Annotated in this window: 24 protein-coding genes; 10 read left to right on the forward strand and 14 right to left on the reverse strand. The window is 60.6% G+C overall.

Annotated elements, in window-relative coordinates:
- The first annotated feature begins 12 nt into the window (after window positions 1-12).
- The 9 genes from RA20_RS08410 to RA20_RS08455 all read left to right on the forward strand — a co-directional run bounded on the left by RA20_RS08410 (window position 13) and on the right by RA20_RS08455 (window position 9740).
- The gene (locus RA20_RS08410) at window positions 13-537 is read left to right on the forward strand and encodes a flagellar basal body-associated FliL family protein (RefSeq protein ID WP_039126731.1); all 525 of its coding nucleotides are present in this window, start codon (window positions 13-15) and stop codon (window positions 535-537) included.
- A gap of 9 nt (window positions 538-546) precedes the next feature.
- Window positions 547-990 carry a hypothetical protein gene (locus RA20_RS08415; RefSeq protein ID WP_039126733.1) on the forward strand — a complete coding sequence of 148 codons (444 nt, stop codon included), beginning with the start codon at window positions 547-549 and terminating at the stop codon, window positions 988-990.
- Window positions 990-1604: a MotE family protein gene (locus RA20_RS08420; protein WP_039126736.1), complete on the forward strand. Its 615-nt coding sequence runs from the start codon at window positions 990-992 to the stop codon at window positions 1602-1604. The genes RA20_RS08415 and RA20_RS08420 overlap by 1 nt, the downstream gene beginning before the upstream one ends.
- 78 nt (window positions 1605-1682) lie before the next feature.
- Window positions 1683-2552 carry a flagellar motor stator protein MotA gene (motA, locus tag RA20_RS08425; protein WP_039126740.1) on the forward strand — a complete coding sequence of 290 codons (870 nt, stop codon included), beginning with the start codon at window positions 1683-1685 and terminating at the stop codon, window positions 2550-2552.
- Complete coding sequence (locus RA20_RS08430; protein ID WP_039126743.1) at window positions 2549-5005, forward strand: tetratricopeptide repeat protein; 2457 nt, start codon at window positions 2549-2551, stop codon at window positions 5003-5005. Before motA ends, RA20_RS08430 begins: the two co-directional genes overlap by 4 nt.
- Before the next feature lie 385 nt (window positions 5006-5390).
- On the forward strand, window positions 5391-7484 hold the full coding sequence (gene flhA, locus RA20_RS08440; protein WP_039126749.1) for a flagellar biosynthesis protein FlhA: 2094 nt from the start codon (window positions 5391-5393) through the stop codon (window positions 7482-7484).
- Window positions 7481-8260: a flagellar biosynthetic protein FliR gene (locus tag RA20_RS08445; RefSeq protein WP_039126752.1), complete on the forward strand. Its 780-nt coding sequence runs from the start codon at window positions 7481-7483 to the stop codon at window positions 8258-8260. The genes flhA and RA20_RS08445 overlap by 4 nt, the downstream gene beginning before the upstream one ends.
- Window positions 8257-9345, forward strand: a complete 1089-nt coding sequence (gene flhB, locus RA20_RS08450) for a flagellar type III secretion system protein FlhB (RefSeq protein ID WP_039126755.1) — start codon at window positions 8257-8259, stop codon at window positions 9343-9345. The genes RA20_RS08445 and flhB overlap by 4 nt, the downstream gene beginning before the upstream one ends.
- Window positions 9342-9740, forward strand: a complete 399-nt coding sequence (locus RA20_RS08455) for a hypothetical protein (protein ID WP_039126758.1) — start codon at window positions 9342-9344, stop codon at window positions 9738-9740. Before flhB ends, RA20_RS08455 begins: the two co-directional genes overlap by 4 nt.
- Window positions 9741-9817: 77 nt before the next feature.
- Here the strand turns inward: RA20_RS08455 and RA20_RS08460 are convergent, their stop codons facing one another.
- The 9 genes from RA20_RS08460 to RA20_RS08500 are packed head-to-tail and all read right to left on the reverse strand — an operon-like array spanning window position 9818 to window position 14392.
- Window positions 9818-10312, reverse strand: a complete 495-nt coding sequence (locus RA20_RS08460) for a flagellar basal body-associated FliL family protein (protein WP_039126761.1) — start codon at window positions 10310-10312, stop codon at window positions 9818-9820.
- Window positions 10313-10320: 8 nt separating this feature from the next.
- Window positions 10321-11061, reverse strand: a complete 741-nt coding sequence (gene flgH, locus RA20_RS08465) for a flagellar basal body L-ring protein FlgH (protein WP_052248889.1) — start codon at window positions 11059-11061, stop codon at window positions 10321-10323.
- Window positions 11061-11483: a flagellar basal body P-ring formation chaperone FlgA gene (flgA, locus tag RA20_RS08470; protein WP_039126764.1), complete on the reverse strand. Its 423-nt coding sequence runs from the start codon at window positions 11481-11483 to the stop codon at window positions 11061-11063. Before flgA ends, flgH begins: the two co-directional genes overlap by 1 nt.
- Window positions 11483-12268, reverse strand: coding sequence for a flagellar basal-body rod protein FlgG (flgG, locus tag RA20_RS08475; RefSeq protein WP_039126766.1), 786 nt, complete (start codon window positions 12266-12268; stop codon window positions 11483-11485). The genes flgA and flgG overlap by 1 nt, the downstream gene beginning before the upstream one ends.
- Before the next feature lie 10 nt (window positions 12269-12278).
- Entirely contained in the window at window positions 12279-12995 is a 717-nt protein-coding gene (locus RA20_RS08480) for a flagellar hook-basal body complex protein (RefSeq protein WP_039126769.1), read from the reverse strand.
- Window positions 12995-13267: a flagellar biosynthetic protein FliQ gene (locus tag RA20_RS08485; RefSeq protein WP_039126772.1), complete on the reverse strand. Its 273-nt coding sequence runs from the start codon at window positions 13265-13267 to the stop codon at window positions 12995-12997. The genes RA20_RS08480 and RA20_RS08485 overlap by 1 nt, the downstream gene beginning before the upstream one ends.
- Before the next feature lie 3 nt (window positions 13268-13270).
- Complete coding sequence (fliE, locus tag RA20_RS08490) at window positions 13271-13570, reverse strand: flagellar hook-basal body complex protein FliE (protein ID WP_039126777.1); 300 nt, start codon at window positions 13568-13570, stop codon at window positions 13271-13273.
- Between the two features lie 26 nt (window positions 13571-13596).
- Complete coding sequence (gene flgC, locus RA20_RS08495; RefSeq protein ID WP_039126780.1) at window positions 13597-13989, reverse strand: flagellar basal body rod protein FlgC; 393 nt, start codon at window positions 13987-13989, stop codon at window positions 13597-13599.
- 13 nt (window positions 13990-14002) lie between these two features.
- Window positions 14003-14392 carry a FlgB family protein gene (locus RA20_RS08500; protein ID WP_039126848.1) on the reverse strand — a complete coding sequence of 130 codons (390 nt, stop codon included), beginning with the start codon at window positions 14390-14392 and terminating at the stop codon, window positions 14003-14005.
- 88 nt (window positions 14393-14480) lie between these two features.
- Between RA20_RS08500 and RA20_RS08505 the strand changes: the two genes are divergently transcribed.
- A complete protein-coding gene (locus tag RA20_RS08505) occupies window positions 14481-15809 on the forward strand; it encodes a FliI/YscN family ATPase (protein WP_039126851.1) in 1329 nt (442 codons plus the stop codon).
- Window positions 15810-15933: 124 nt separating this feature from the next.
- Here RA20_RS08505 and RA20_RS08510 read toward each other — a convergent pair whose 3' ends face one another.
- From RA20_RS08510 to RA20_RS08530, 5 genes are all read right to left on the reverse strand, one after another.
- The gene (locus tag RA20_RS08510) at window positions 15934-16137 is read right to left on the reverse strand and encodes a hypothetical protein (protein WP_039126783.1); all 204 of its coding nucleotides are present in this window, start codon (window positions 16135-16137) and stop codon (window positions 15934-15936) included.
- A 121-nt stretch (window positions 16138-16258) separates the two neighbouring features.
- Complete coding sequence (locus tag RA20_RS08515) at window positions 16259-16564, reverse strand: DUF1217 domain-containing protein (RefSeq protein WP_039126785.1); 306 nt, start codon at window positions 16562-16564, stop codon at window positions 16259-16261.
- A 122-nt stretch (window positions 16565-16686) separates the two neighbouring features.
- Window positions 16687-17091, reverse strand: coding sequence for a flagellar biosynthesis repressor FlbT (gene flbT / locus RA20_RS08520; protein WP_039126788.1), 405 nt, complete (start codon window positions 17089-17091; stop codon window positions 16687-16689).
- 2 nt (window positions 17092-17093) lie between these two features.
- Complete coding sequence (gene flaF / locus RA20_RS08525; protein WP_039126791.1) at window positions 17094-17465, reverse strand: flagellar biosynthesis regulator FlaF; 372 nt, start codon at window positions 17463-17465, stop codon at window positions 17094-17096.
- 78 nt (window positions 17466-17543) lie between these two features.
- Window positions 17544-18353 (reverse strand): flagellin N-terminal helical domain-containing protein, encoded by an 810-nt coding sequence (locus tag RA20_RS08530; RefSeq protein WP_039126794.1) that lies wholly within the window; start codon window positions 18351-18353, stop codon window positions 17544-17546.
- Between the last annotated feature and the right edge of the window lie 101 nt (window positions 18354-18454).

Consider the following 18454-nt stretch of genomic DNA (forward strand, 5'->3'; position numbering starts at 1 on the left):
TTAGGGATAGCCATGACAGACGCTGCAGTAGATACAGAAGCAGAAGCCCCGGCCAAGAAAAGCAAACTGCCCCTGATCATCGGGGTGGTGCTGGCACTTGTCGGCGGCGGCGGCGGATTCTTTGCCGTTCAGTCAGGCCTTCTTCCCTTTGGTCAAAAGGCGGCGCCCGAAATGGCGCCAGCGGCCGAAGCGGCGCCAGAAGGCGTGGACAATGGTGAGACGGCGGAGGATATCGCCAATCTTGCCTTTATCGAAATGGACCCGATTCTGATTACCCTGCGCAAAGCCAGCGGTATCAAGCATTTGCGGTTCCGCGCGCAACTTGAGGTCGACCTTGCCCACCAGGCCGAGGTCGAAAAAATCCTCCCGCGGGTTATCGATGTCCTGAACAGCTACCTGAGAGCATTGGCGATAGAGGATCTGACCGATCCGATGGCGCTGCCGAAACTGAGAGCGCAGATGCTGCGGCGGATCAACATTGCCACCGGCCAGGGCCGGGTGCGCGATCTGCTGATCATGGATTTCGTACTGAACTAGGAGGACAGGATGGACATTATTGCTGATATCCTGCTTGCGGCCGGAGCGCTGGGCGCCGGATTCTATTGTCTGGTGCTGTCGCGCCGGCTGAAGCGGTTTAATGACCTGGAAAAGGGCGTGGGCGGCGCGGTTGCTGTTCTGTCCGCTCAGGTGGATGACCTGAACAAGTCGCTGCAGACGGCGCAGCAGGTGTCTGACGGCTCCAGCAAGGCGCTGCAGCAGCTGACAGGCCGGGCTGAAACGGTTGCTCAGAGACTGGAGCTGATGATGGCATCAATGCATGACATTCCAGAGGCCGGCGGCGCAGCGGCGGTTAAGCCTGACATCGAAGATGAGGCTATGGCTGCTGCCTATGACGCCGATTCGCAGCCAGGGGCGGAAGAATCGGAAGATGCCAAGCCTTCGGGTCTGATGTTCGTGCGTCACAACCGCAGTCAGAACCGGGTCGCGTGATGTCAAAGAAAGCAAAAAAATCCAGGCGGTTGCGGCGCGGCGGCACATTGATGATGCTGGCTGTTCTGCTGATGGGATCCGCCGCCGTGCGGCTGGGTCTTGAGGCCGGTCCGGCTATCGCCCGCGAAGTGGCAAGTCTTCAGGACCCGGGCAGCGAATCGATGGCCCATAAGGGTGAGGCGCCGCTGAACGCCATGCCATCCTCAGCCGAGCTGCAGACGATGCTGGCGGCTTTCCAGGAACGGGAGCAGGCCCTGGCGGCCCGCGAGGCGGAAATCCAGGACCGGATGAAAGCGCTGGAAATTGCGGATCAGGCGATCGACAAGAAACTTGCGGCACTGCAGGAAGCGGAGGAGAATCTTCGCGCCACCCTTGCCCTTGCGGATGGTGCCACTGAGGCGGATGTGACCCGGCTGACAACAGTCTATGAGCAGATGAAGCCCAAGGAGGCCGCGGCCTTGTTCGAGGAAATGGATCCCGGCTTTGCCGCAGGGTTCCTAGCCCGGATGCAGCCGGAAGCCGCAGCGGGAATCATGGCAGGTCTGAGCCCTGAAGCCGCCTATACGATCAGCGTTGTCCTGGCAGGCCGCAACGGTTCCGTGCCCAAGGAATGACTTGGGCGCGCGGGCTTAGTCTTTCCTTAGGAAGACTCGCCTAATCTTATAAAAACCAACGGAATTCGGAGTGGACCTATGATCGGGATTGTAGGCATTGTGGTGATCTTTGCCATGGTGTTCGGCGGATATCTTCTGGCCGGCGGCAAAATGGGGATCATTCTAAAATCGTTGCCGTTTGAGATGATGATGATTGGCGGTGCCGCAGTCGGGGCCTTTCTGCTTGGCAACGACATGGGCGGTGTCAAACACACGGTCAAGGACGTCGGCAAGGTCTTCAAAGGCCCGAAATGGAAGCCGGATGACTACCGCGACCTTCTGTGCCTGCTGTTTGCCCTGATCCGGATTGCGCGAGCCAATCCAGTTGAAGTGGAGCAGCATATCGAAGATCCGGAAAACTCCTCTGTTTTCAACAAATACCCCAAGATCCTGGGTGACAAGGAAGCGGTGAACCTGATCTGCGACACCATGCGCTCGGCATCGATGAACTATGACGATCCGCATCAGGTGGAAGAGGTTCTGGAAAAGCGGATGGAGGCCAACCTGCATCACGCGCTGCATTCCAGCCACGCGCTGCAGACCATGGCAGACGGCCTTCCGGCGCTTGGGATTGTCGCGGCGGTGCTTGGTGTGATCAAGACCATGGCCTCGATCGACCAGCCGCCGGAGGTGCTGGGCAAGATGATCGGCGGCGCCTTGGTTGGGACGTTCCTCGGCGTGTTCCTGGCCTATGGCCTGGTCGCCCCCTTTGCCGGCAAGGTGAAAGCCGTGATCGAGGAGGATGCGCATTTCTATCAGCTGATCCGCGAAGTGCTGGTGGCCAATCTGCATAATCATGCGGCGGCGATCTGCATCGAAGTCGGCCGCCAGAACACGCCGTCTCATTTCCGTCCCGGGTTCTCGGAGCTGGAAGAGGCTCTCAAATCGGTGAAACAGGACGCAGCATGACCTGGCGCGCACTTGCCACTGCCGCTGCCTTTCTGATGGCAGGCGCCGCTTCGGCGCAGACGATTGTGACCCGTTCGGGCGAGCACAACAGCTTTACCCGTCTGGTTATGCGCCTGCCCGGTGCTGCCGACTGGTCGCTGACCCAAAGCGGCAAATCAGCAATAGTGAATATAGATGCGCCGGATGTGGTGTTCGATACCTCGCGGGTCTTCAGCCGCATTCCCCGTACCCGGCTGCAGTCTCTGGCACAAAACGGGCCGGGCCAGCCGTTGCGGCTGCAGCTTGGCTGCGAATGCACCGTTACATCCTATGTTCAGGAAAACGGCTATCTGGTGGTGGATATCCGGGATGGCGGGCTGCCTGAACCGCAGCCGCAATACAGTACGGCCGGCAGTATTCTTCCGCTGACACCGCCGTCCCAGCCGACAGGTTACCGCTTCAGCTTCTCCCAGTCGGCCGCGGCAGACGCACGGATGGCGCTGGAACTGGCCGCCGCTGTCGCTGGACAGGCAGAGCCGGTGCAAACCCTGCGGCCTCAGGACAGCAACGCGATTCCGGCCTCTGAACCCAGCCCCGCGCCGGAAGAAAAGCCGAGCGAGGAAAACCTGTCGCTGCCTTTGGACGGCAGCAGTTTCCCTGCGGAGGCGGAAACCGCTGCCGGCAGCGCGCCCGAGGAGCTCCCCGAAACCAGTATGCTGCTCAATATGGAAGAAACCGAGCGTGCGGCGGTGGTGAGAGAATCGGAGCAGCGGCTGCTGCAGCAGATCGGCCGTGCGGCAAACCAGGGACTGCTGAATATTGCGGCAGGCGGGATTCTTGGAGCAGAAGATACCGCCGGCCTGGATCCGCTCGGCCGCTCGGACCGCCCGCTCAACCCGCTTGATCATATCTCTGTGACGTCTGCAATCGACCGTGAAACCGGCCTGATGGCCGCTTTGACTGATGGCAGCGACAAGCCGGCCCATTGCTTGCCCGACAGGAAAGTGGCGATCCACAACTGGGGAAATGAGAGCCCCTTTGCGGATCAGCTCGGGCCGCTGCGCGGCGCGTTGGTCCGGGAATTCGATGATGTGAATCCGGCCAGCGTCTTTGCACTTGCGCGGAGTTACTTGTTCTTCGGGTTTGGCGCGGAGGCCCGCTCGATTCTGACAATCCTGCCGCCGGAGGAGAAAGCCAGTCAGGAAGTGACGCTGCTGACCGCGATGGCGATGTTGATGGACGGCGAGGTTTTGCCGGTCAATCACCCGTTTGCCGGCCAGCAGAGCTGTGAAGGCCACAGCGCATTCTGGGGGGCTTTGGCGGATGGTGCAGTCAAGAAAAGCGCCAACACCGATGCTATTCAGCAGGCATTTTCCAAGATGCCGAAACATCTGCGGGTGCATTTGGGGCCGCGGGTCAGCAAGATGTTCGCTGAAGCCGGAGATCATCATGCGGCGGAAGCCATTCTGCGGGCGGTGGAGCGCACCGGGGTTGAAGACGTGCCGGAAATCAACCTGGCGGAAGCAGCGATCGCCGAGCTGGAAGGCGACAGCGAGAAAGTTGCGGAAGAGCTGACCAGCGAGGTTGCCGAGCGGACTGGGAATGCGCCGGCGGCTCTGATTGATCTGGTGGCTCTCAGCGTCAATGAGCGCAAGGCGCTGTCTCCGGATGTGCCGGACCTGATCGCCTCTTACGAGCTGGAAAACCGCGAAACCGAACTGGGAGAGAAGCTGCGCCAGGCACAGGTGTCCTCGCTGGCTTTGATGGGGCAATTCCATGATGCGTTCCAAGAGCTTAAGGGTTTGTCCGAGCGGGACGGACCGAAAGCGCGCGCAATAGCGATGGAGCCGCTGATGCTGCTTCTGGCCGAACGTTCCGATGATGTGACTTTCCTGCAGTATTCGCTGGTGTTTTCCGGCCAGGCCACTTCGGCCGAGGCAGCGCCGGTTGCGGTCCCTGTGGCACGGCGGCTGCTGGATCTCGGGTTTGCGGAGCAGGCTGAGGAATTGCTCAACAAGCTCTCGCTTGAGGCTGAAAACGAAACCCGCCGCCTCATGATGGCCGAGGCTGCACTGGTCATGGACAAGCCGCACCGGGCGCTGGTGGAGCTGATGGGGCTGGACAGCTCGGAAGCCAACCGCATGCGGGCCGAGGCCTTGTGGCGCAACGGAGAATACGGCCGTGCGGGTGAGTATCTGCTGGCCGAGGATGATGCCAATGCGGCCGCCCGCGGTTTCTGGCATTCCGAAGATCTTGGGGCCATCGATGCCATTGAGGATAGCGAAGGCGCCGAGTTCGGAGCCGTTGCCTCGGTCACCACGCAAATCGGCGAGACGGCCCGGGACCCGGAAGGCCTGACACCGCTTGCCCATGCGCGGGCCCTGGTTGAGAGCAGCGAGGGAACCAGAGGGGGCATAACTGACTTGCTGAACCAAGTCGGTACCGGATTGAGCGGTTCTGAAGACAGTCAGTGACCTGACACTATAGCTTCCGGTTCTGGCCGCCCTGACCGGGGCGGCCTTTGCATATGCTGATAACACTTTGTCAACCGGCTGCCGGTAACGTGAAGACCGGGTGAATCCTGATTTGGAACGGGCAGAATGCCGGAAAACTATTCAATACTATGCCTGCAAGGGCTGATTCTGCGCGCTTCAGGCGCGGAACGCGGAGCTGCGGCGCTGATCGGCGCAGGTCTTAAACTCCTCTTCTCAGATTTGTGCCAAGGGCATACGCCGGACGCTGACGGGCCGGAGGACCGCCGGATCCAGCTTGCCGGGGCGGGCGGCGGCCGGCAGTTTCTGCCGGCGCGCGCATCCGCAGACACCCATTTAATAACTTGCAAAACATGGGGCCTGAACTGTGCCTAAGCTGACGACGGAACAACTCTTCAGCCCGACCGTCCTGCTGGCGCTGGCGCTGATGGCGATCATCGTGATGATGATCTTGCCAATGCCTGCCTGGGTGCTGGATGTGGGCCTTGCGGCCTCCTTTGCCTTGGCCATCTTGATCTTCACCATCACCTTGTTCATCGAAAGGCCGCTGGATTTCTCGTCCTTTCCAACGGTACTGCTGGCTTCGCTGATGCTGCGGCTGTCGCTGAACATATCTTCGACCAAGCTGATCATCGGCCAGGGCCATTCCGGCACCGATGCCGCCGGAAATGTGATCGAAGGCTTCGCTCAGTTTGTCATGGGCGGCAGCGTGTTCCTTGGCCTTGTGGTGTTCGGAGTGCTGCTGATCGTCAACTTCATGGTGATCACCAAGGGTGCTGCCCGGATGGCCGAAGTCGGTGCCCGCTTTGCCTTGGACGGGATGCCGGGCAAGCAGCTGGCAATCGACGCCGACATGTCCGCAGGTGCCATCGATCACCAGACCGCCAAGGAACGCCGCGAGCGGGAGCAGCAGGAAACAACTTTCTTCGGATCGCTGGACGGTGCTTCGAAATTTGTCAAAGGCGATGCCATCGCGGGCCTGCTGATCACCTTGCTGAACCTGGTGATGGGCCTCATCATGGGCGTTCTTGTTCATGGCATGCCGGTTGGCAACGCGTTTGAGACCTATGCCATCCTGACCGTCGGCGATGGCCTGGTGTCGCAGATCCCGTCGGTGATCATCTCCATCGCGGCAGCACTGCTGCTGGCACGCGGCGGCACCACCGGTGCCACCGACACCGCCTTGTTCGACCAGTTCGGCCGCCACCCTGCGGCGCTGACCACCGTGGCTGTGCTGATGGTGCTGTTTGCGCTGGTGCCCGGCCTTCCGTTCCTGCCCTTTGTCCTTGGCGGCGGGGTGCTTGGCTTCACGGCTTACCGGATGGCCAAGAAGAAGAAGGATGATGCTGAAGCCGAAATCGAGGAGAAAATCGAAGAAGCCTCGGATCCGGCCGCTTCGCGGCCGCTCGGCGACATTCTGGATCTGGACGATCTGCATCTGGAGTTTGCACCCGATCTGGTCAGCATGGTGCTGGATGCCGGCACTGGGCTGGATGCGCGGATTGCCAATATGCGCTCGCATATCGCGACCACATTCGGCCTGATCCTGCCGGAGATCCGGCTGACCGATCAGCATGAACTGGAAAAAGGCACCTATGTCATCAAGGTGCAGGGGGTTGAGCAGGTGCGCGGCATCCTCAATCCCGACATGGTGCTGGCGCTGATGCCGGACAATCATGATGCATTGCCGCCCGGAACTGATGTGACCGAGCCTGTCTATGGCGCTCCGGCCCGCTGGATTTCAGCCAAATCACAGGAGCAGGCGGCTCTGGCCGGCGCCACTGTTGTCAGCCCGCCGGAAATCCTTGCAACCCATCTTCTGGAGATCATCAAGCAGAACTTTGCCCGTCTGCTGACGCTGAAGTCGCTGCGCCGCCTGCTGGATGAGATGACCCAGCTGTCCGACAATTTCCGCTCCGAGGCGAACCGTAAGCTGCTGGATGCGCTGGTGCCGGACAAAGTGCCGATGGACACACTGCATACAGTTCTGCGGCTGCTGCTGGAGGAACGGGTTTCGATCCGCAACATGCCGCTGATCCTGGAATCGATTGCCGAGGCCCGGCTGCATACCACCCAGCCCGAGCTGATTTGCGAGCATGTGCGCCAGCGGCTTGGCTTCCAGCTGGTAGCTGAAATGAAACGCGACGACGGAACCATACCGCTGATCCAGCTGGCACCTGAGTGGGAGGATAAGTTCTCGACCTATCAGGTCGACGGACAGGGCGCCGGGCTGGACATCGCGCTGCCGCCTGATTTGTTCAACCGGCTGGCCGACGGAATGACAGACAAGCTGTCGGCAACCACGGATCAGGGTGTCTTTGCCGCGGTGGTGACATCAACCCGCCGCCGCCGCTATCTGAAGACCATTCTGAAATCCCGCGGCATCACCAATCCGGTCCTGTCGTTCGAAGAAATCGGGCTGGAGGCCCGCCCGGCCCTGGTTGGAATGGTGCAGGCATGAACCTGGGCTTTCTGCCGCCGGAACTTGTTGCTCTGCTTGGGGCGGGGTTCTGGCACGCAGCCATCGTGTTTCTGCGGGTGTCTGCCATGGTGGCGGTGCTGCCTGCCATGGGCGAGCTTTATGTTCCGACCCGGGTCAAATTGGCGGTGGCCGCTGCCTTTACTTTTGTGGTGGCGCCGGCGCTTCCGGCCTTTCCTGAGCCGGATGGTGTGATGGAATATGCCCGGTTTGCAGTGACTGAAGCCATCATCGGCCTGGCATTGGGCATCGGCGTGCGGATCTTTGTTCTGACGCTGCAGACTGCCGGCACCATGGCTGCGCAAAGCACTTCCCTTTCGCAGGTTCTGGGCGGTATCGGGGCCGAGCCGATGCCGGCGCTTGGTGCTGTCCTGATGATCTCGGGCGTTGCTCTTGCCGCCATGATGGGGCTGCATGTGCGTGTTGCAGAGCTGATGATCCGCTCTTACCAGATGTTTCCTGCAGGGCAGTTTCCAGCCGCTGCGGGCCTGACGGAATGGGGCGTGTTCCGGGTATCGCAGAGCTTTTCGCTGGCCTTTACTCTGGCGGCGCCTTTTGTGGTCACCGCAGTGATCTACAACTTGACCTTGGGGGTTATTAACCGGGCGATGCCGCAGCTGATGGTGGCCATGGTTGGTGCTCCGGTGATCACCTTCTTCGGCCTGTTCATCCTGATGGTGGGCAGCCCGATGATTCTGGATGTCTGGATGCGGTCTCTGATGACCTTTTTCGCGGACCCTGGAGGCGGAATGCCATGAGCGGCCAGGACGACGACTCAGACAAGTCATTTGAGCCAACGGAGCAGAAGCTCCGAAAGGCCCGGGAAAAAGGCGAAGTTGCCAAATCCACCGACCTGTCGGTTGCCGCGGCTTACCTTGGCCTGATTATCGCGCTTTATGCGGCCGGCAGCAGCAGCGTCGAAGGGATCGGCACGGCGCTGATGACTTTTCTCGACCAGCCGGACCGGCTGGCGCCGCTTTTCTTCGAAGGTTCTTCTGCGGCGCCTACGGGCGGTTTCATAGGCAGTGCGTTCCGGCCAATCCTGCCGTGGTTTCTGGTGCCGTTTGCCATTGTCCTGCTCTCTATCGTCGGCCAGCGCGCCTTGGTTTTTGCCCCCAGCAAGCTGGAGCCGAAGCTGTCGCGCATTTCCCTGATTTCAAACGCCAAGAACAAGTTCGGCCGTGCCGGACTGTTCGAGTTTTTCAAAAGCTTCCTGAAGCTATTGCTCTATTCGGTGTGCCTGAGCGTCTATCTCACGCACCGGCTGCCGGAGATGATTGCCTCTTCCGGAACCGGCCCGCAGTCGGTGGTCCTGATGCTGGCGGAGTTGTCGATGGAGTTCCTATTTTTGGCTCTGATTATCGCGCTGGCCATCGGCGTTGTAGACGCGGCCTTTCAGCATGCTGAACACCGCCGCAAGAACATGATGTCGCGCAAGGAGATCCAGGACGAGATCAAGGACGCCGAAGGCGATCCGCATATGAAAAACCAGCGGCGCCAGCGCGGCCAGCAGATTGCGATGGGTCAAATGCTGGCTGATGTGCCCAAGGCGGATGTGGTGATCGTCAACCCGACGCACTACGCGGTAGCGCTGCAATGGGCCCGCGAGCCGGGGACTGCGCCGGTCTGTGTCGCCAAAGGCGTGGACGAAGTGGCCGCGGCGATCCGGCGGGTGGCCAATGAAAACGGTGTGCCGATCCACAGCGACCCGCCGACTGCGCGGGCTTTGCACGCTGCGATCGAGATCGGCGATGAGATTCTCGAAGAGCATTATGCGCCGGTTGCTGCGGCCATCCGCTTTGCTGAAGAGATGCGCAAACGCGCCAAAGGGAAGGTGACATGAAGCAGAAAATGCTGGATCAGATGGCTGCAGTGACGGCTGCGCAATACATGCAGGAGCATGCCAAGGTGCAACCGGTGCTGGCGCAGGAAGCACAGCTGCGCGGCCAGCTGGCCAAGCTGAATGAGCAGGTGCAGGCTGCACGCGAGCAAGCGGACGGCGATCATGCAATGAAGGCGCTGGGGGCGGACCTGCTGTGGCAAGGCTGGCATACGCGTACCCGGCGCCAGCTGAACCTGGAGCTGGCCCAGGCCACGGCCAAGAAGCTGCGGATGATGGATCAGCTGCGCAAGGCTTTCGGGCGCAAACATGCGGTGGAGACCATGGCCGCAGCCGAGCGCAAGCGGCATAAAGCTGAGCAGTCTAAAGCGCAGATGAACCGGCTGTTGGAAGGCTAAGACAGGCAGATACCGCGGCAACGGAAAAGGCCGGTCCCCAGGGACCGGCCATTTTTGTTACGGCTGGAATCTTCCCGTCAGACGTCCTGGCGGGAAATCTCCATGATCAGCACGTCATAGACGCCTTTGCCGATGTATTTCTGCGCGGCCTCGCGCAAAGCTGTGCGCAGCGGCTCCAGCACATCGGAACGGGTAAAGGCGCCGCGGAAGCCGCCCATATTGGCGTGGTCGAACAATACCTGCAGGAAAACATCGCGCAGCTTGGGCTCCAGCATGTGCACTTTTTCAGTGGTGCCCTTCTTGGCTTCCAAGCTCAACGATATGACCACCAGGGATGTCAGTTCGTCGCGTTCGACCACCGGAACCACGAACTGGTTGCTGATCTTGATGTATTCGCGCTGGTTCTCTTCGCTTTCCTCAGCGATTTCTTCTTCGGCTTCTTCAGCGGGCATTGCGCCTTCGCTGCCTTCGGCAACTGGTTGCTCGGGTTCGGGCGCCAGCATGATGCCGGCGCCGATACCGCCTCCGGTTCCGATGATCAGAAGGATGACGGGCAGGAGTTTCGACAGCATGGCAACCCTCAGAACGGCAGAATTACATCAAGCAGCTGCTGGCCGTAGCGCGGCTGCTGAACATCAGTGATCTGGCCGCGGCCGCCATAAGAGACACGGGCCTGCGCGATCTTGTCATAGGTGATCTCGTTCTGGCGGCTGATGTCCTGGGGCCGGACATAGCCTGTGACCAGCAGTTCGCGCAGTTCGAAGTTCACCCGCAGCTCCTGGGTGCCGCTGATGGCCAGCACGCCGTTGGGCAGCACATCGACCACGGTGGCGGCAACCCTGAGCTCCAGCTTTTCGCTGCGCTTGACAGTGCCGGTGCCGCCGGAGGAGCTGGAGCTGCCCAGGTCAACCGCATCGGCTGAGGTGGCTCCTTCGGGCAGGTTCTTGTCCAGCCGCTGGGGCAGGCCAAGCAGCTGCGGCATATTCAGGCTTTCCGAACTGGAGCGCGACCGCTGGGTGTCGTTGGAGATCTGCGCCTCTTCGTCGATTTCGATCACCACCGTCAGGATATCGCCGCGCTTCATGGCGCGGCGGTCGCCGAGCAGCGATTGCTGCGAGCCGCTCCACAGAGAAGCGCCGTCAACGGTGCGCCGGGCCTGGGACTGCGCCGGCAGTCCCTGGTACAGCATCGCAACATGCTCCGGTGACTCATTGGCCGGGGTGAAGGAGGGCGCCTTGCCAAGATGGTCCATCCGGGCGCAGGCTCCCAGCAGGAGCACGCCCAGCAGCAGCGGTTTCACGGGGGAAAATTTCATAGTCATCAGTTTACCTCAACGGAGCCGTCTTCCGCGATGCGTCCGGTGACGGTGGTGCGGGAAGAGAGATTCATGACCCGGACGGCGTCACCGGCAGCACCGCGGCCCAGGGAGCGGCCTTCGGCGGCGATGGTCAGCCCGCCCTGCCGGAAAAACAGGGTGACCAGGTCATTGCGTTCAATAATGGCCGGCGGGCCGATGTCGCCGGCCCGCAGCGGCCGCCCGGCATAAAGCGCTACACGTGCCTCCTGGCCGATGACTTCGGCGGGATCCGACAGCGCGCCGGGGATTTCGCCTTTCTTGAGCGCCAGATCCTCGGCTGTCACGATGGCCTTGGCGCGGATCGTGCGCAGTGGGATCAGGTAGTCCGCCCAGACAGGCGGGGCGGCCAGCGTAGCGGCGGTCAGGCAGGCGAGGGCAAATTTCATCAGCGCACCTGTGTGGTTGCACCCATCATCTGGTCGACAGCCGAGATGACCTTGGCATTCATTTCATAGCCGCGCTGGGCTTCGATCAGCTCAGTGACTTCGCGCACCGCATCCACAGAGCTGCCTTCCAGATAGCCCTGGCGGAAGGTTCCGAGGCCGTCTTCGCCGGCCGTGGAAACAGTAGCGGCACCGGAAGCTTCGGTCTCGGTGAACAGGTTGCTGCCGATCGCCTCAAGCCCCTTTGGGTTGGTGAAACCGGCCAGGGTGAACTGGCCCAGAAGCTGGCCGGCGGTGGTGCCGTCGAAATATCCGTAGACCTCGCCCTCAGCGTTGATCGAGATACTGGTGGCGTCATCGGGAATCGTGACTTCCGGGGAGACGGCAAAGCCGTCCGAGGTCACGATCAGCCCTTCCGCCGAACGTTTCAGGGCACCGTCGCGGGTATAGGCGGTCTCACCGGAAGGCAGCGTCACCTCCAGATAGCCTTTGCCGTCGATCGCGACATCCAGATCGTTGTTGGTCTGCTGCAGGGCGCCCTGGGCCAGATGCACCGAAATTGCCGCGGGGCGTACACCAAGGCCAACCTGCACGCCGGTCGGCAGTACGGTGCCATCCGAAGCGTTGACTGTGCCGGCCCGCGAAATCTGCTGGTAGTGCAGATCTGCAAACTCGGCGCGCCGCGCGTTGTAGGCGGTGGTGTTCATGTTGGCGAGGTTGTTGGAGATGGTCTCCACCCGCAATTGCTGGGCGCTCATGCCGGTGGCTGCGATCTTCAGGGCACGCATCTGGATTCTCCTAGATCTTGATCAGGTTTTTAATGGCATTGCGGATGCGTTCGTCTTCCGCCTGCAAAAAGCTTTGGCCCATTTCATAGGCACGCTGGACTTCGATCATCCGGGTCACTTCGGAAATCGCGTTCACGTTGGAGCCTTCTAGGAAACCTTGCAGAACCTTTGAATCAAAGGTTTCCTCAATGTCTCCTTCGACGCGGAACATCACGCCGTCCTCACGGACCAGGGTGTGCTGTTCCACCGGCTTGAACAGGCCGAGCTGCCCCAGCAGCCGCCCGTTTGCGCTCAGCGAGCCATCGGCGCCCACTTCGATCTTGCCGGCATCCGGCGGCACAAACACTGGCGCACGGCCTGCATCCAGCACCCGGAAACCGTCCATGGTGACCAGGTCGCCCTCGGCATTCGGAGAGAATGCGCCGGAACGTGTCAGGCGTTCGCCCTGCGGAGTCTCGACCATGAAAAAGGCATCGCCTTCGATCGCGAAATCGAAAGTGCCGCCGGTTTTGGTCATCTGGCCCTGTTCCATGGATGTGTTGAAGATGTTCGCGCGGGACATCGACAGGGACTGCTGCCCCGGCGAAGACTGCACGAACTCCGAGAAGATCAGCCCCTCCTGGCGATAGCCGGTGGTGGCGGAGTTGGCGATATTATTCGCGATAATGCGCATTTCCCGCATCAGGCCGGATTGGCGCGAAAGAGTGGCGTAGCCTGTGGTTTCCATTATGAGCCTCCGGCAATCATCGGGACAACGTGGCCGTCGAAGAAGGCCACCAGGGTTTGTGTCATGAAGCCCATAGTCATCCAGAACACGACAACGATCGCGGCCAGCTTGGGCACGAAGGTCAGTGTCATTTCCTGCACCGATGTCAGGGCCTGGAACAGGCCGATAGCCAAGCCAACCACAAGTGCGACAACCAGGATCGGCGTCGCCATGGTGACGGCCGCCCAAAGTGCCTGGCGCAGGGTGTCATAAAACAGGCTTTCGCTCATCATGGCTTAGACCGGCATCCTCAGGATTTCCTGGTAGGCCTCGACGACCTTGTTGCGCACGGTGACAGCGGTTTCCACCGCCAGCTCGGTCTGCGCCAGCGCCTGCACCAGCGCATGCGGGTCGGCTTGGGATGTCATTGCCTGAACCGAAACCTGCTCGCTTTTCTGCAGGGTCGCGGCAAAGTCCTCGAAGCTCTCCTTGAGGCGGGCGCCTGCTCCCGCGCTTGCGGCATGATTGGGGTCAGCTTTGGTGGCTGGCCGGGCGGCGGCGTAGCCGCTGGTAGCGGAAAGACTGCGAATATCCATTCTGGATCTCCAATAGTTTTAGGAAGTTAGCGTCTCAAAAGGTCCATCAACGCGGTTGACATCGACCGGGTCTGTTCGAACATTTTCAGATTGGCCTCATAGCTGCGCTGAGCTTCGCGGGCGTCGGCAATCTCGATCATCAGATCGACATTGGAGCCTTTGTAGTGACCGCTCTCATCGGCCAGCGGATGCGAGGGATCGTAGATTTCCTCCAGGTCGCGGCGGTCCAGCGTGACCCGGCCGGTGCGGACGTGTTCCACGTCCGTCTGCAGCTCGCGAACGGCCTCGAAGGGGACCGTCTTGCGGCGGTAGCCCGGAGTGTCGGCGTTGGAGATGTTCTCGGACACATGGCGCAGCCGTGCTGCCTGTGCTTTGAGGCCGCTGGAGGTAACGGAAAGGGCTCTGGAAAACTCGCTCATGTCTCAGTCCTCCTCAACTCTTGCCCAGGCTGGCGCGCAGGACATTCATGGAGGATTTGTAAATCGACATGGCGCGGTCGTGCTGCCGCTTGGTTTCGACGCCCTTCAGCAGTTCGGTCTCGACGGAGACCGAGTTGTCATTGGGGTCGCTGCCGGCATCGCTGGAGATGACAGCCCAGTCCATACCGCTGCCCGCAGCACCGTTCAGATGGCTGGCGCGTGTCGCGACCATGCTGCTGGGACGTGCACCAGCCGCAAAAACTTCGGTAAAGGGTTTGATGTCCTTGGCGTGGTAACCGGGTGTATCGGCATTGGCGATATTCTGGGAAACCAACGCCTGGCGCTTGCCGGCATGGGTTGCCATGGAATAGGCAATTTTGAAGACGTTCAATTCTGTGAACACCAGGGCTTCTCCCTTGATCGATTTCAATCAAGGCTTAACCCCGATTCCTTTAGAAATTGTTTTCAGGACATCAATGGAGGCCGCTGCGATGAAAGCAGAGCTGCAAGCACTGACCCGTCAATTAGCTGGCAAACGCCTGGCCACGCAGATGGGCAGGGTCACCGGAATATCGGGCGGAGAGATCGAAGTCGGCGGGCTGGCGGCGGTTGCACGCATTGGCGACAGGCTGGTTTTGCGCCGGGGCCCTCAGGATGAACTGCACGGTGAAGTGCTGAAGATCAATGGCAGTAATATCAGCATGTTGCCAGATAGGGCGCCGGACGGTGCGGCCATTGGCGACGCAGTTTTGCTGCACCCTTCGCCGGAGTTCTGTCCCAGCGATCACTGGATTGGCCGGGTGATTGACCCCTTTGGCGAACCGCTGGACGGGCGCCCCTTGCTGTCTGGGTCGGAGCCGCGCGACCTGATGGCGGCTCCGCCGAAAGCCGCAGGCAGGCGAGCGATGGGAGAGCGGCTGGCCACTGGCCAGGCGGTTTTGAACACGATTCTCCCGATCGTGCGCGGGCAAAGGGTCGGCCTCTTTGCCGGTTCCGGGGTTGGGAAATCTTCGCTGCTGGCCAAGCTGGCGCAGAACATGGAAGCCGATGTGGTGGTTATGGCCCTGATCGGCGAGCGCGGCCGCGAAGTGAACCATTTTGTTGAACAGGTTCTTGGGCCGGAAGGCATGAGCCGGGCCGTGGTCGTTGCGGCGACTTCCGACCAGTCGGCCCTGGTGCGCCGCCGCTGCGCCTGGTCCGCGATGACGGTGGCAGAGCATTTCCGCAACCAAGGCAAGAACGTTCTGTTTCTGGCCGACTCGGTCACACGGTTTGCCGAGGCGCACCGGGAAATTTCTGCCGCGTCCGGCGAGGCGCCGGCCCTGCGCGGCTACCCGCCTTCGGTGACGCCGCTGATTACGGGTCTGTGCGAGCGGGCCGGTCCGGGGGGAGATGGGCAGGGGGATATCACTGCAGTGTTCAGCGTGCTGGTGGCCGGCTCCGACATGGATGAGCCGATTGCCGATATTCTGCGCGGTGTGCTGGACGGCCATATCGTGCTGAACCGGGAAATCGCTGAACGCGGCCGGTTTCCGGCGATCGATGTCTCGCGCTCGGTGTCGCGCAGCCTGCCAGCTGCGGCTACAGCCGATGAAAACGCCGCTATCCAGGATGTGCGCAAATTCCTTGGCTCCTACGAGCAGTCGGAAGTGATGATCCGGGCGGGCCTTTATGCTGAGGGCAATGACGCTGTGCTGGACCAGGCCGTCAGGCTATGGCCGGAACTGGACGCGTTTTTCGGCCGCGAGGACCCGGAAGGAATCACCAGCAGCTTCAATCGCTTGCTGCTGTTGTTGCGCCGGTCAAAGGCTGGCCGGTAACCGCGCGGAGCCCTGCCGTTCCGACGCAGGGCCGTGTTTCTGAGCCGGGGCTGCTAACACGTGCCAGCAGCGTATCTGATCAGAATTTGAAGGAAAGGTCCTGCGACAGAGGCGCGGGTGATCCCTAGGGCATGCTGGAGTCCAGCAGGTTGGTCTCCGGCATTACCCGATACCTGGCGCGGGGCTTGTTCGTCTGTTTGGATTCAATAACGGCTGACAGGCTGCCGGTGCCAAACATCGCGTTCGGCTTAACCTTGATCGCTTTGAAGCACTGGCCGATGCCGGTCTGGACTGGGCTTGAAGACAGGTTCAGGGGCGGTTCGAACATGTCCCGAAGCTCCGGTCCTACCATCCCGCTAAGTAACTGTGAGTCTGCCTAGGAAACATCGTCGGCAAAACTCGGCGGCGCACGTTCCGCAAACATCACCCATAACATGGCTGGATCCCGGTCATCGAGTGCGATTCAAAACCCGGATTTGAGCGGTAGAGACCCGTGCAGTCATGGCGTGAAGGATATCTAGTTTCAGGGAGTGCCCGGGACTAACGCCAGAAGCTCCGCTGAGTTGCACACAGTGCGCATCATCTTTGCGGTTGGCCTGGGCATCGTCTGCTGCGGTGCCCTCCTGGAGGATCCCCTCCAGAAAGGCCTTCTTGTAGCTGCATTCCTTCGGGCCAAAGGCATCAAGGGCAAATCGAGCAGCCTGGGGGCCGTTGAACAGATCTGTCGTTGTGTTCAGGCTGCTGGTTTTCTGCACAAATAACCTGGCTTCCTGATGCAGAATAGCTTCCAGGGTCAGCGCCCCGTGCTGTTTGCCCTAGGCGGCCTGAAGGTATTCCCAGCCCCCAATTTCTGTGGTTGGCAGAGGGGGCTGGATGTTCATGACGGCCTGACGGCAAACAGGCGGTCTTCCCGCGGCAGCAAGGTGCGCAGCGCCTTCAGGCAACGGTAGTGGTTGTTGCCGATCAGGGCGTCGGTTGCTTCAGCAATTGAAGCCCGGCTGTCGGGGTCGGTGAAGACCTGGCTCAGCTCTTCGATCCGGCGCAGCATCGGCAGGCGCTCTTCCTCGGGATCGGCATCGCCGGACAGGATCAGCTGCGCGGCGTAGCAGACGCGGCGCACCGGGGTATTGGCCTCTTCCGGATGGATCGCATCGCGCAGGCGCAGGATGTTGGCATCCGGGGTTACAATCGACAGCCGGCTGCGGCGGTCGCCGTTTTCAATCACCGCGCCATTCACAAGGACACGCTCCTTGGGGGCAAGTTTCAGGACAAGTCCGCTCATATTCAGGTAGCTCCGCCACGAAGGCCACGCATGATGGCCGTATTAATTTCTACCAGCGGCCGGATGTCGGCCTTGCGCTGAAGCACTTTGCTGGTGTGCTGTCTGGTGAATATCGCCAGTTCAAACAGGCTGCCTTTAAGTTCAGCGGGGAGCGGGTTGCCTGGCGTTGCCAGGTCAGCTGTAAAGATCGACCAGAGTTTGCGGTTGTCATTCAGGGCCTGCACAAATTCGGGGAAATTGCTTTGACCTTTTTGGGCCGCTGCCACCATACGGCGGGTCACGCGGGCCATGACTTCATATTCAAAATTCTTTGCTGTCCGGGTCGGGGCCTTTGCCGCCGAATAGGCACTCTTCGCCTTCAGAAGGGCATTCACGTGTTTTCCTAACGTATTATTCTTCAGGTTCTCTGAGAGGGGAAGACCGGGGCGCTGTCAGCGCCCCGGTTAGGGCTGTTAACGGAACAGCTGCTGCAGGGTCGACGGCGCCTGGTTCGCGATGGTGAGCGACTGAACGGCCAGCTGCTGCTGGGTTTGCAGTGCTTTCAGCCGCGCGGACGCTTCTTCCATATTGGTGTCGGTCATGGTGCTGACACCGGATTTCAGCGAGTCGGTCAGTTTTGATACAAACGATTCCTGATCCGACAGGCGGTTGCTCGCGGCGCCAAGGGTGGCTGCGGAGTCGATCGAGAAGGTGATCATGGTTTCAATTTCCGACAGAACAGTGTCAGCATTGGAGATCGTCAGACCTGTCATGCTGCTGGTGTCCAGGTTGGAAGCGGTGTCCAGAGCGGTGATGGTGATCGTATCGTTCGCCGGATCCAGGCCGCCCAAAACATCCAGCTGAGTAGTGACAGCGTCGTCGAGCAGATTTGCGCCGTTGAAGGAGGCAGAGTCGATGATCGACTCGATTGTTGCACGCCGTTCAACCAAGTCGGCTTCGATTTTCGCGTGGTCAACGTTCTGCGATTTGCCGGCAACCGCCAGTTCACGCATCTCCTTCAGGGTTTCAACGATCTGCTCCATGCCGGAGGAGGCAACAGCCACGGTGGCTTCACCGAAATCCAAGGCATCGGAAACCGCTTCATAAGCCTGGATATCCGATTCCATCGATTTAGAAATGGCCCAGACAGCGGAGTTGTCTTTTGCCATGCCGACCTCTTTACCGGTCGAGATCTGGTTCTGGGTTTCTTCCAGGTTGCTGTTCACAGATTTCAGGGTCTGCAGAGCAACCATTGCGCCGTTGTTGGTCAGAATGCTGGTCATAGCTTTTTCCTTTAGCTGTGGGGCGCTTTAGCCCCGATCTTAGGTGCCCCGGGGGGGCGTTGTTTGACGTCTTTCTGACAGTGCGTTCCGCCGTCCGGCTT

Origin of the sequence: Leisingera sp. ANG-Vp (assembly GCF_000813725.1) — a bacterium.
GTDB lineage: Bacteria > Pseudomonadota > Alphaproteobacteria > Rhodobacterales > Rhodobacteraceae > Leisingera.

Coding starts and splice junctions, on each gene's coding strand:
- flgC (WP_039126780.1), bottom strand. CDS start 13,989: ATGAGCGAGTTTTCCAGAGCCCTTTCCGTTACCTCCAGCGGCCTCAAA.
- RA20_RS08430 (WP_039126743.1), top strand. CDS start 2,549: ATGACCTGGCGCGCACTTGCCACTGCCGCTGCCTTTCTGATGGCAGGC.
- RA20_RS08415 (WP_039126733.1), top strand. CDS start 547: ATGGACATTATTGCTGATATCCTGCTTGCGGCCGGAGCGCTGGGCGCC.
- motA (WP_039126740.1), top strand. CDS start 1,683: ATGATCGGGATTGTAGGCATTGTGGTGATCTTTGCCATGGTGTTCGGC.
- flgH (WP_052248889.1), bottom strand. CDS start 11,061: ATGACTATGAAATTTTCCCCCGTGAAACCGCTGCTGCTGGGCGTGCTC.
- fliE (WP_039126777.1), bottom strand. CDS start 13,570: ATGGATATTCGCAGTCTTTCCGCTACCAGCGGCTACGCCGCCGCCCGG.
- RA20_RS08510 (WP_039126783.1), bottom strand. CDS start 16,137: ATGTTCGAACCGCCCCTGAACCTGTCTTCAAGCCCAGTCCAGACCGGC.
- RA20_RS08410 (WP_039126731.1), top strand. CDS start 13: ATGACAGACGCTGCAGTAGATACAGAAGCAGAAGCCCCGGCCAAGAAA.
- RA20_RS08530 (WP_039126794.1), bottom strand. CDS start 18,353: ATGACCAGCATTCTGACCAACAACGGCGCAATGGTTGCTCTGCAGACC.
- RA20_RS08445 (WP_039126752.1), top strand. CDS start 7,481: ATGAACCTGGGCTTTCTGCCGCCGGAACTTGTTGCTCTGCTTGGGGCG.
- RA20_RS08455 (WP_039126758.1), top strand. CDS start 9,342: ATGAAGCAGAAAATGCTGGATCAGATGGCTGCAGTGACGGCTGCGCAA.
- RA20_RS08480 (WP_039126769.1), bottom strand. CDS start 12,995: ATGGAAACCACAGGCTACGCCACTCTTTCGCGCCAATCCGGCCTGATG.
- flgA (WP_039126764.1), bottom strand. CDS start 11,483: ATGAAATTTGCCCTCGCCTGCCTGACCGCCGCTACGCTGGCCGCCCCG.
- RA20_RS08420 (WP_039126736.1), top strand. CDS start 990: ATGTCAAAGAAAGCAAAAAAATCCAGGCGGTTGCGGCGCGGCGGCACA.
- RA20_RS08485 (WP_039126772.1), bottom strand. CDS start 13,267: ATGATGAGCGAAAGCCTGTTTTATGACACCCTGCGCCAGGCACTTTGG.
- RA20_RS08505 (WP_039126851.1), top strand. CDS start 14,481: ATGAAAGCAGAGCTGCAAGCACTGACCCGTCAATTAGCTGGCAAACGC.
- flbT (WP_039126788.1), bottom strand. CDS start 17,091: ATGAGCGGACTTGTCCTGAAACTTGCCCCCAAGGAGCGTGTCCTTGTG.
- RA20_RS08460 (WP_039126761.1), bottom strand. CDS start 10,312: ATGCTGTCGAAACTCCTGCCCGTCATCCTTCTGATCATCGGAACCGGA.
- flgG (WP_039126766.1), bottom strand. CDS start 12,268: ATGCGTGCCCTGAAGATCGCAGCCACCGGCATGAGCGCCCAGCAATTG.
- flhB (WP_039126755.1), top strand. CDS start 8,257: ATGAGCGGCCAGGACGACGACTCAGACAAGTCATTTGAGCCAACGGAG.